9 protein-coding genes are annotated in these 11,486 nt (G+C 63.2%); 6 read left to right on the top strand and 3 right to left on the bottom strand.

The window, feature by feature from the left end; all coding sequences use genetic code 11:
* The coding region (locus QAT43_RS00450) for a M23 family metallopeptidase (RefSeq protein WP_305041048.1) at nucleotides 1-957 on the top strand (957 nt) is incomplete at its 5' end.
* Nucleotides 958-998: 41 nt separating this feature from the next.
* Here the strand turns inward: QAT43_RS00450 and QAT43_RS00445 are convergent.
* The 3 genes from QAT43_RS00445 to QAT43_RS00435 form a co-directional block, all read right to left on the bottom strand.
* Nucleotides 999-2,120, bottom strand: coding sequence for a hypothetical protein (locus QAT43_RS00445; RefSeq protein WP_305041047.1), 1,122 nt, complete (start codon nucleotides 2,118-2,120; stop codon nucleotides 999-1,001).
* A gap of 77 nt (nucleotides 2,121-2,197) precedes the next feature.
* A complete protein-coding gene (locus QAT43_RS00440; protein WP_305041046.1) occupies nucleotides 2,198-3,808 on the bottom strand; it encodes a sensor histidine kinase in 1,611 nt (536 codons plus the stop codon).
* Between the two features lie 136 nt (nucleotides 3,809-3,944).
* Nucleotides 3,945-4,253: a hypothetical protein gene (locus QAT43_RS00435; RefSeq protein WP_305041045.1), complete on the bottom strand. Its 309-nt coding sequence runs from the start codon at nucleotides 4,251-4,253 to the stop codon at nucleotides 3,945-3,947.
* Between the two features lie 213 nt (nucleotides 4,254-4,466).
* On the opposite strand from QAT43_RS00435, the gene pepN reads away from it, so the two are divergent.
* From pepN to glpK, 5 genes are read left to right on the top strand one after another with little or no spacing between them, the layout of a single operon-like run.
* Nucleotides 4,467-7,109 (top strand): aminopeptidase N, encoded by a 2,643-nt coding sequence (gene pepN, locus QAT43_RS00430; RefSeq protein ID WP_305041044.1) that lies wholly within the window; start codon nucleotides 4,467-4,469, stop codon nucleotides 7,107-7,109.
* Nucleotides 7,110-7,132: 23 nt separating this feature from the next.
* Complete coding sequence (locus QAT43_RS00425; protein ID WP_305041043.1) at nucleotides 7,133-8,029, top strand: SDR family oxidoreductase; 897 nt, start codon at nucleotides 7,133-7,135, stop codon at nucleotides 8,027-8,029.
* A 2-nt stretch (nucleotides 8,030-8,031) separates the two neighbouring features.
* A complete protein-coding gene (locus QAT43_RS00420) occupies nucleotides 8,032-8,262 on the top strand; it encodes a DUF2835 domain-containing protein (protein WP_305041042.1) in 231 nt (76 codons plus the stop codon).
* A gap of 45 nt (nucleotides 8,263-8,307) precedes the next feature.
* Nucleotides 8,308-9,921, top strand: a complete 1,614-nt coding sequence (locus QAT43_RS00415) for a glycerol-3-phosphate dehydrogenase/oxidase (RefSeq protein WP_305041041.1) — start codon at nucleotides 8,308-8,310, stop codon at nucleotides 9,919-9,921.
* Nucleotides 9,922-9,949: 28 nt separating this feature from the next.
* Nucleotides 9,950-11,464, top strand: a complete 1,515-nt coding sequence (gene glpK, locus QAT43_RS00410; RefSeq protein WP_305041040.1) for a glycerol kinase GlpK — start codon at nucleotides 9,950-9,952, stop codon at nucleotides 11,462-11,464.
* Nucleotides 11,465-11,486 lie beyond the last annotated feature (22 nt).

The raw sequence follows: 11,486 nt of genomic DNA, 5'->3' as shown, positions 1-11,486 counted from the left end.
TCCGGCAACACCACCGATCAGGTTTTCAGCCTGACCTACGACGGCACGCCGCCGCGCGTGACGGTCCAGAGCACCACCCACAACATCAATCAGGGAGGTACCGCGCTCATCGTCTACACGGTTTCGGAAGCGGTGAAACAATCCGGTATCGAGGTCGGTGAGTATTACTTCCCCGGATTTCGCCAGCCGTCCGGCGAGTATGTCGCGCTCTTCGCCTTTCCTCACCATCTGAGCACCGCCGAGTTCACCCCGCGCCTGATCGCTGTCGACCTGGCCGGCAACGAGGGGCGCGGCGGGTTTGCCTTTCATGCCAATGCCCGGCGTTTCCGGCAGGACAGCATTAATATCTCGGATAACTTTCTCGCCACGGTCATGCCCCAGTTCGAGCGTGATTACCCCGACGCGCCCTCCCTGTTGGATGTTTTTCTGCGGGTAAACAGCGAGATGCGTGCGAGCAACACGGCCGCCATTCGCGAGATGGGTCGCGACACTCTGCCCGAACCCCTGTGGCGGGGAGATTTCCTGCGCATGGGCAGCGCGGCCAACATGGCGCAATACGCCGACCGGCGCAGCTATATTTATCAGGGGCAAAAGATTGACGAGGCGACCCACATGGGGGTCGATTTGGCTTCGGTACGCCAGGCCCCGATCAAGGCCGGCAATCATGGGCGGGTGATTTTCGCGGATTTTCTCGGGATCTATGGAAACTGCGTGATTCTCGATCACGGCCTGGGGTTGCAGAGCATCTATGCGCATCTCACGCGCATCGACGTGGCGGTGGGCGATCGGGTGCAGAAGGGCGATCTGCTCGGCACCAGCGGCGCGACGGGCATGGCGGGCGGCGACCATCTGCATTTCGAGATGACCGTGTCGGGCGTGTCTGTAAATCCCATCGAGTGGTGGGATCCTCAGTGGTTGCGCAACAACATCACCAGCAAATTCCCTGCCGTCCAGTAGGGGCGCACCGATGTGCGCCCAGATCGCGCCCTGTCGTGCTTCTACGCCCCAATCCGCACCGGCGCGAAGCCGCTGCCCTCGGATTGCAGATTGGTTACCTGCCCGGTGTAGAGGCGCGCGGCCACTCCATGCACCCGGTCTTGGTAGGCAAAGAGACGAAAGTCGGTCTTAAGGGGGCGCTCCCGCCCCGGCACATAGGTCAGGGACGGCGGCACCAGGGCCTGGGCCAGGGTTTCATTGGGAGGGAGGGAAGCAAAACGGCTGCGGGCGATGCGTTCGCCAACGTAGACGCCGCGACTGCCAAAACGCGTACTGGGCTTGAAAACCAGGTACTTGCGCCCGCTCCAGGCCGCTTCCTCTCCCAGATCCGCCAGCAGGCGGGTGGTGGGAACCATCTCCAGGAGGTGGGCGCGGGTTTTTTCGGGCAGATGCAAGCCGTCCAGAATGTTTGCGTCGGACCACAGGATCATGCGGCGCTTGTCCCCCAGCAAGGCATAGACAAAGGGATTCGGCGTCAGGCACAGGCGCCGCGCCTGATAGGCTCGGGCGATCGCCGCCATGGCTGGCGTTTCCAGATAAAAATCGCAGTGCCGATTGTAGATCAGATCCACCACTTTACCCTCGTGATAAAGCCCATCATCCCGCTCCTCCAGTTCCCCCGGTTCGATGATGACCGCGGCAATCCCCACCGCTTCGAAGAGCTCGCGAATCGCCTGCATTTCCGGATAAAGAAACTGGGCCTGGGGTTGCTCGTCGACAATGGCAACGCGTCGCGGCCGCAGGCGCGTGCCCGCGCTTTGACGCTGCATTTCCGCAAGGAAGGATGCGAGGATTCGCTCTCCGAGGCGCGGTGAGAGCCGCAGGGGGCCGGGTGTTTCCTGGGTGCACTGGGCAAGACTGGCCAAAAGGGTGCCGCCGGCATTGGTGTTGACTTCAATGAGTCTTGGCCCGGCGGGGCCGAGATGAAAATCGTAGCCCATGAGCACGGCATCGTGTCCCGGGTCGAATTGGGCAAGGGGCGATGCCGTGCGATGCACCAACTCCCGATACCCGCAATGGCGGCTCAGGGCGTGGAGATCACGAACGAGGCGGATCATGCGCCGCAGGTCTTTCACTGGGAGCACAACGGGGTGGGGAACCAGGGTTTGGGCGAAGGCAGACATGGGGCATCCGTGAGGGAGATTGGGCAAGGTCGCGGCATGATGGCAGATGCGCGCGCAAAAAGCAAAGACGTGGAGGGCTAGCCGAGGGGCAGATACAGGGAAATCACGGCCCCGCCCGTTTCGGCGTTGCCGATATGCAGCCGGCCGCCGTGGCTTTGCAGAATCCGTGAACACAGGGACAGGCTCAGCCCGCTGGTCTTGCCGTTGGTGGTGGCAAAAGGTGAGTCGACCAGGCGCAGCACATCCGGGTCGATGCCCGGTCCCGTATCGCTGATGCTGATCCGCAGTTCCTGGTCGATGCGCTGGGTGGCGAGGGTCAGGGTGCCCCCGCCCGGCATGGCTTCAAGGGCATTGTTGATGATGCTGCGCAGGCTGTAGCTGATCTGTTTGAAATCCATGCGCACCGGCGGCAGGCCGGGCGCCAGGTCGAGGCGGGCGCTGATGCCGGCGAGGTCGATATCCTCCAGCAGGCTGCCGTACACGGTGGTCAGCACCTGGTTGATGTCCCAGAGGTCGAAGGTCGGATAGAGGGACTCGGAGTAGTTGAGGGCATCCTGAAGAACATCCTCAAGCTTGCGCGCTTCGCGGACGATGGATTCGATATAGCGCCGCCGTTCGTCGTCCTCGGGAATCTGGCGGCTCAGTGACCGAGCGAAGCCGCCGATGATCATCAGCGGATTGCGGATGGAATGGGAAAAGTGGGAGACGATTTTCCCCACCAAAGCCATTTTTTCCATGCGCACGATCTGTTCCTGCTGCTGCTGGAGCAGCTGATTGGCCTCGCGCACCTTGCCCAACTCCCCCTGCAACTGCTCGTACAGCGAGCCGCGCTCCAGGGCGAAGGCCATGGGCAGGGCAAAGGATTCCAGGGATTGCAGATCCTGGGGCGAGATCTGGCGGCGATTGACGATGTTGTCGGCCAGCAGCAGTCCGATGCGCCGATTGCGACTTTTCAGGGGCACCAGCACTATTTCGTCGACCTCCAACGCCTCCACCTGATGACGATCGATGCTGAACTCATGCCAGAGGTTGAGGATATGGCGGCTTTGCGATCCGTTGAGGGTTTGAATGAACAGGTGATCCACGCGCGAGAGGGGCAGGGACAGCAGTTCGAGAAGGTCGCGAAACTTTTCTTTCTCCGCAACGATTTTGCGCTCGAAAAACAGGCGCGCCATTTCCTGCAGGCTGTAATGGTTTTCCTCGATTTCATGCCAGATGCGCTGCGCTTCCTCCAGGCGGCGCGGGCCAAGTGCGATATAGCCCCTGAGGTTCTGCCGGTCGGCATCGACCAGCATGAGAATGGCCCGGTTGAAACCAAAGCCCTGGCCGGCGGTGATGGCGGTGAGGGCCAGGGAGATGATCTCGTCGAGATCAAGGCTGCTCTGAATGGATGAAGTGACTTCGTGAAGAAACTGGAACTCGCGGTTGCGCACTTCCAGGTCGCCGCGCAGATCGAAATTTTCGGTGCGTAACGCCCGGATCTTTTCCAGGCCGAGCAGAAGCAGTTCGGAGGAGCTTTCACCCTGCTGACGGAGCTGATACATGTCCTCAAGAAATCTGGGACAGTCGAAGCAGCGTTCGAGAACCCGCTTCTTCCAGTCGAAGAGCAGCGGCTCATCGCCTTCGCGAAGATTGGGGCAGCTGCTCAGGGAGGTGAGATCCTGGTTCCAGCAGCAGTTTGTCATCATATGCGTTCCATGCCCTTCGGTGAATCCGGTATTGTTTACCGACATTGTCGGATTTTACCAGAGAATCGGGCATAAAAAAAGCCGGCTGTGCTTATTGCCGGCTTTTCCTCGATGAATTTAGATGAAGGGCTGAGAACTAGGAGAGACCCGAGCGTAAAAACTTCACCGCCATCTGCATGAGGCTGGGTTTGTAGGTTTGGGGCTCGAGATCCTGGCGCAGGGCCAGTCGCTCCTCCAGGGTGATCTGGGCTTCATTGTCGGCGGAGGATGCCTGGCTGAGTTTTTGCGCCAGTTCGGAAAACTGGACTCGGTCCTGGGGAACCGACGAGGAAGGGCTGGCCGCGGCCTGGGGCTTGGCGGTCGCGGGAGCGGCGCTTGCCGGGTTCAACTCGGGCTTGGACGTAGCGCTGGTCAGCCAGTTCAGGAGAGTTGAGGCGATTTTCATGGCGGACACCCGTAACGGAATGAAAAAAGTGAAATTAAGCCTAGCTCAGGCTGGATGCTAAAGGAAAAAAAATTAAAATTCAACAAAAAACTACAGGGCACGCAAAAATTTTCCATCCGTCGCCCTTGACAAATTCGCGCGCTGGAGACAAAAGGGGAGAAGGCAAGTTGCCAATGACTCCCCGGAGTGTCCAATTCTCAGAAACGAGGTCCAATGAGCCGCAACAAAACCATCCATCTTGAGGATTATTGCCCACCGGCCTATCTGGTCGAGCGGGTCAACCTGCATTTCGATCTCGACGAAGCCGCCACCCGTGTCAAAGCGACCTTGGAGATGTGTCGCAATCCTGCGTCCAATCCGCCCAACCAACCCCTGGTGCTCGATGGCTATCAGCTGCAATTGGTGGGTTTGCGCCTCGATGGCAGGGAGCTTGGCGAGGATGAATATTATCGCGATCAGGAGCGCCTGGCGGTGGACGAGGTGCCGGAGCGTTTTGTTCTTGAGGTCGAAACCTTGCTTAACCCCAAGGATAACGGCGCCCTGGAAGGGCTTTATCTCTCCAGCGGCAACCTCTGCACCCAATGCGAGCCTGAGGGTTTCCGGCGCATCACCTATTTTCCCGACCGCCCCGACGTCATGACTGTCTACCGCACCACCCTGGTCGCCGACCGCGAGAGTTTTCCGGTGCTGCTCGCCAACGGCAACCGCGTGGCCCATGGTGAACTCGAAGGCGGCAGGCACTTCGCCGAATGGGATGATCCCTTCCCCAAGCCTTCTTATCTTTTCGCCCTGGTGGCGGGCAAGCTCGCCTGTCTCGAAGATACCTTCACCACCCGTTCGGGACGCGCCATCACCCTGCAGATTTACGTGGAAGCGCACAACCTGGACAAGTGCGCCCATGCCATGCACTCCCTGAAGAACGCCATGCGCTGGGACGAGGAGCGCTTCGGCCTGGAATGCGACCTCGATCAGTACATGATCGTCGCCGTGGACGATTTCAACATGGGCGCCATGGAAAACAAGGGGCTCAACATCTTCAACTCCAAGTACGTCCTGGCGCGCCCCGACACCGCCACCGACCTCGATTACCAGAATATCGAAGGCGTTATCGGTCACGAGTATTTCCACAATTGGACCGGCAACCGCGTGACCTGCCGCGACTGGTTTCAGTTGAGCCTCAAGGAGGGCCTGACGGTGTTCCGCGATCAGGAATTCTCCGCCGACCAGAGCGCGCGCGCCATCAAGCGCATCGCCGACGTGCGCCTGTTGCGCACCGCGCAGTTCGCCGAGGATGCCGGTCCCATGGCTCATCCGGTGCGGCCCTCGTGCTATGAGGAGATCAACAATTTCTACACCCTGACCATCTACAACAAAGGCGCGGAAGTCATCCGCATGATGCAAACCCTGCTCGGGGAACAAGGCTTTCGTCGCGGCATGGACCTCTATTTTGCCCGTCATGACGGCCAGGCGGTGACCACCGACGATTTCGTGCGCGCCATGGAGGATGCCGCGGGGGTGGATCTCGGCCGGTTCCGCCGCTGGTACACCCAGGCCGGCACCCCGGAAATTCAGGTCGAGCGCCGCTATGACGCCGCCGCCCAAACCTATTCCCTGACCCTGCGGCAGAGCTGCCCGCCCACGCCGGGGCAGGGGGAGAAGCAGCCCTTCCATATCCCCGTCGGCGTGGCGCTGCTCGACCCCCAGGGCCAAAGGCTGCCGCTGCAACTGCGCGGCGAGGCCCAACCCGGTGGCCACAGCCGCGTGCTCAGCCTGACCGAGACGCGGCAGACCTTTGAGTTCGTCGGCGTATCGCAGGAGCCGCTGCCGTCCCTGCTGCGCGGATTTTCCGCGCCGGTCAAGCTGGTGTGTGATCTGAGCGACGCGGAGCTGGCGTTTCTCGCCGGCCACGACGACGATGCCTTCAACCGCTGGGACAGCGGCCAGCAGCTCGCGCTGCGCGTGCTGCTGCGCCTGGTCGGGGATGTCCAGCAGGGGCGAGCGCCGGGCGCTGCCGGAGCCCTGGCCCAGGCCCTGGCCAACACGCTCAACGATCCGCACCTGGAGCCCGCCTTCAAGGCGCAGGCGCTTCTCTTGCCCAGCGAGATCTATGTGGCCGAGCAGATGGAGCGCATCGATCCTGAAGCCATTCATCAGGCCCGCAAGCATCTGCAAAAGGCCCTGGCCCGTGAACTGCGGCCCCTGCTGCCGGCGGTCTGGCAGGACAACGCCGATTCCGGACCCTATGCTTTCGAGCCCCAGGCCGTGGGGCGGCGCAGCCTCAAGAACGCCTGTCTGAGCTATCTGGTCCTGCTCGATGAACCGGTGTTCGTGGAGCTGTGCGTCAATCAGGCCGAGCGCGCCGGCAACATGACCGATGTTCTGGCGGCCCTCGGCATCCTCGCCCAGCTCGAGGGAACCGAGGGCGCGGCGCCGCTGGCGCGTTTTTACGAGAAATGGCAACAGGATCCCCTGGTGGTCGACAAATGGTTCACCCTCCAGGCTACTTCGGGCCGCGCCGACGCCGGGGCGCGGGTCAGGGAACTGCTCGACCATCCGGCCTTTACCCTGCGCAACCCTAATCGGGTGCGGTCTCTGCTCGGCGCATTCAGCACCGCCAACCCCTATCATTTCCATGCCGTCACGGGCGACGGCTATGCCTTGCTCGGTGATTACGTGCGGCGCATCGACGCCTTCAACCCGCAATTGGCCGCGCGCCTGGTGGCGGCCTTCAATCACTGGCGCCGCTACGATGAAAACCGGCAGCGGCTGATGCGGGCGCAGCTCGAGCAGATCCTGGAGCGGCCCGATGTTTCGCGGGATGTGGCCGAGGTGGTGGGTAAGAGTCTGGGGCGATAGGACGCCGGAGGGGGAAGGCGGGTATGGTGAACTTTTCGGATGTTCTTATTGTCGGCTGCGGAGAGATCGGGCGGCGGGTCGGGCGGCTGTGGCTGGAACGCGGGGTCGCGGTGAGCGCCTTGGCGCGTTCGCGGGAGGCGGAGCTCAAGCTCGGGGAACTGGGCTTTGCTGTTGCGCGGGGTGACCTGGATGACCCGGCAAGCCTTGCGGGTCTGGCGGTGCAAAACCGCCTGGTCTACTATTTCGCCCCGCCGCCGGATCAGGGGGGTGCCGATCCGCGTATGGAAGCCTTTTGCGATCAGGCCCTTGCCGCCGATAAACCCTGGAAGATCGTCTATATCAGCACCAGCGGCGTGTATGGCGATTGCGGCGGAGCGCTGGTGGATGAAACAGCACCCCTGCGGCCGCTCACCGATCGGGCCCGACGGCGCGTGGCTGCCGAGGAGCGGTTGCGGCGCGTGCAGCGCGAGCGCGACATCGCCGTGGTGATTCTGCGCGTGCCGGGCATTTACGGACCGGGACGCCTGCCGCGCAAGCGCATCGAGCAGGGCGTGCCGGTCCTTGACGCGCGCGAGGCGCCGCCTTCCAACCGCATTCACGCCGTGGATCTGGCGCGCATCTGCGTGGCGGCGGGTGAGAAGGGCGAGGCGGGGGAGGTGTTCAACGTCTGCGACGAGAGCGGCGGCAGCATGACTGACTACTTCAACGCGGTGGCCGATGCCTGCGGCCTGCCGCGCCCGCCACAGATCAGCATGGCCGAGGCGCGCCGCCGCCTGAGCGCGGAGATGCTCTCCTACCTCAACGAATCGCGGCGCCTCGATAGCCGCCGCCTGCGCGAGAGACTGGGCATCGAGCTGCGCTATCCGGATCTGGCCGCGGGGCTGCGCGCGGCCCTGGCCGAAGAGGGCGAAGCGTCCTAGGCATGGCCGGCGGCGAAGTCTTCTTCCGTCTGCATATCCCGGCCGAGGAGTACCTGCGCTATTATCAGGGCACGGCCGCCTTTGTCCAGGTTCGCTCCGAGGACGGGCGCCGTATCCGCCTGCCGGCGGCCAACCTGCGCACCTTCGTCACCCGCGAGGGCATTACCGGGCGGTTTCGCCTGCGCTTCGACGACCGGCAGAAAATCCTGTCCCTGGAGAAAGTTTCTTCCTGAATCCATGATGCTTCCTCCAGGGAGGCGGCGCCCGGAAAGGACTCCATGAACCGCGAACAAACCCTGCGCGCCCTGCAATCACCCCAACCCTTTGATCTGCTGGTGGTCGGCGGCGGCGCGACGGGCTGCGGCATCGCGGTGGACGCGGCGGCGCGCGGACTGCGAGTGGCCCTGGTGGAGAAGCGCGATTACGGCGAGGGCACCAGCAGTCGCAGCACCAAGCTGGTGCATGGCGGCGTGCGCTACCTGGAGATGGCGGTGCGCGGGCTCGACCGAGCCCAGTATCAGCTGGTCAAGGACGGTCTGCGCGAACGCGGTCTTATTTTGCGCAACGCGCCCCACTTGGCCCATCGCCTGCCCCTGGTCACGCCCATTTACAACTGGCTTGAGGTGCCCTACGTTTTTGCCGGCCTCAAGCTTTACGACACCCTGGCCGGACGTAAAAGCCTGGGCTCCAGCCGTCTCATCGGGCGCGAGGAAGCCCTGCGGCGCTTTCCTCTCCTCAAGGCCGAGGGGCTCAAAGCCGGGGTGCTCTACTACGACGGCCAGTTCAACGACGTGCGCATGATCCAGGCCCTGGTCGCCACGGCGCGCCGCCAGGGGGCGGTGACCGCCAATCATGTGGAGGTTGTGGAACTGATCAGGGAAGGTGGGCGCTTGCGTGGTGCCCGAGTGCGCGGCGCGATTGGCGGCGAGGAATTTATCATCCGCACCCGGGGGGTGATCAACGCCACCGGTCCCTTCGCGGACCACATCCGCCGCCTCGATGACCCCGAAACGCGCCCGCTGCTCAAGGCCAGTTCCGGCATCCATATCGTCCTCGACAAGCACTTCGCGCCGCCCGGCGCCGGCTTGATGATCCCCAAGACCGAGGATGAGCGGGTGCTGTTCATCCTGCCCTGGCAGGGCCGAACCCTCATCGGCACCACCGACGAACCGGCCGCCATCGTCGACCATCCGCGTCCCAGCCAGGCAGACATCGCCTACCTGTTGCGTCATGTGCGGCGCTATTTCAATCTCGATCTCACTCCGGACCACATCCGTTCCACCTGGTCGGGCCTGCGCCCGCTGCTCGATGCGCCTCAATCATCCGATACCGCCCGCCTGGTTCGCGACCATCTGGTGCAAATCAGCCCAGCGGGCCTGTTGACCATCGTCGGCGGCAAGTGGACCACCTACCGTAAAATGGCCGAGGATGCCGTGGATCGGGCCGTCCAGGCCTTTTCCCTGGCACCGGCAAGCACCTGCGTCACCGCGGAGCTGGCCCTGCACGGCGCCCAGGGTTTTGATCCGCACGGGGCGCCGGGACTGGCGCGCGATCATGGACTTGCTGCCGAGGTCGCCGCGCATCTGCATCAGACCTACGGTGGTTGTGCCGCGCAGGTGGCGGAGCTGGCGCAGGGAGATCTGGGCGAGCGCCTGCATCCCGAGTATCCCCTGATTGGCGCCGAGGTCGTCCATGCCGCCCGCGAGGAACAGGCCGAGCGCCTTGCCGACGTGCTGGTGCGGCGTACCGCACTTGCGTTGCTCGATCTCCAGGCGGCCGCCGCGGCTGCTGCGCGCACCACCGAGATTCTGGCGCGTGAACTGGGTTGGGACGAACCCCGCCGCCGCGAGGAGCTAAAAATATTCCAGCACCTGGTGGAGACGGCCATTTAAGGTCTTTGCTACGCTCAAGGAGGACGACATGCCCCGTTACATCGCCGCACTGGATCAGGGAACCACCAGCAGCCGCTGCATGATTTTCAACCATGGCGGCGAAGTCGTCGCCCATCATCAGTTGGAACACCAGCAGATCTATCCCCAGGCCGGCTGGGTCGAGCACGATGCCCTGGAAATCTGGGACCGCGCCCGCGACGTGGTGCGCTCCGCCATGGAAAAAGCCGGGCTCATCGCCGCCGACATCGCCGCCGTCGGCGTCACCAATCAGCGCGAAACCACCTTGGCGTGGGACAAAAAGACCGGTCAGCCCTACGCCAACGCCATCGTCTGGCAAGACACGCGCACCGACAAGATCTGCAACCAGTTGGCGCAAAACGGCGGTCAGGATCGCTTTCGCGCCCAGACCGGACTGCCCCTGGCCACCTATTTTTCCGGGCCCAAGATCAAATGGCTGCTCGACAATGTGCCCGGCCTGCGCGATGCCGCCGAGCGCGGCGACGCCCTGTTCGGCACCATGGACAGCTGGATCATCTGGAAGCTCACCGGCGGCCCCGGAGCGGGCGCGGTTCACGTCACCGACGTCACCAACGCCTCGCGCACCTTGCTGATGAATCTGGAGACTCTGGACTGGGATGAGGAAATCCTCGCGGAACTCGACATCCCCCGGTCCATGTTGCCGCGCATCCGCCCCTCGAGCGACCCCAAGTTTTACGGCATGACTCGCGCCGAGGGACCCTTCGGCGGCGAAATCCCGGTGTGCGGCGCGCTTGGCGACCAGCAGGCAGCCACCGTGGGGCAGACCTGCTTCGCGGTGGGCGAGGCGAAAAATACCTACGGCACCGGCTGTTTTCTGCTGCTCAACACGGGGACCGACATCGTTCAGTCCCAGCACGGTCTGCTCACCACCCTCTGTTATCAATTCGGCAAGCAAAAGCCCGTTTATGCCCTGGAGGGCTCGGTGGCCATCGGCGGCGCCCTGGTGCAGTGGCTGCGCGATCGCATGCGTCTCATCAACACCGCCGCCGACGTGGAGAATCTGGCCAAGATGGTCGACGACAACGGCGGCATGTATTTCGTGCCGGCCTTTTCCGGGCTGTTCGCGCCCTATTGGCGCAGCGAGGCGCGCGGCCTGGTCATCGGCATGACGCGCTTCATCACGCGCGGTCACTTCGCCCGCGCCGCTCTGGAGGCCGTGGCATATCAGACCCGCGAGGTGGTCGACGCCATGGCCGCTGATTCGGGGGTGGAACTCAGGGCCCTCAAGGTCGACGGCGGCATGACCGCCAATGAACTGCTCATGCAGATCCAGGCCGATGTGCTCGGAGTGCCGGTCATTCGTCCCAAGGTCGCCGAAAGCACCGCCCTGGGGGCCGCCTACGCGGCAGGCCTGGCTGTGGGCTACTGGAAGGATCCCGAGGATCTCAGGAAAAACTGGGGTGTCGACAAGACCTGGCAGCCTTCGGCGGACGACACCCTGCGCACCCGCAACTACCACATGTGGAAAAAAGCGGTGAGCCGTACCTTTGATTGGCTGGAGTAGACCGTATACGGTAAAATGGTGT

The sequence above is a fragment of the Geoalkalibacter sp. genome (assembly GCF_030604225.1).
In the GTDB taxonomy this organism is placed as follows: Bacteria; Desulfobacterota; Desulfuromonadia; order Desulfuromonadales; family Geoalkalibacteraceae; genus Geoalkalibacter.
The sequence above is the reverse complement of the archived record's forward strand: the minus strand, read 5'-3'. Positions and strand labels throughout refer to the sequence as shown.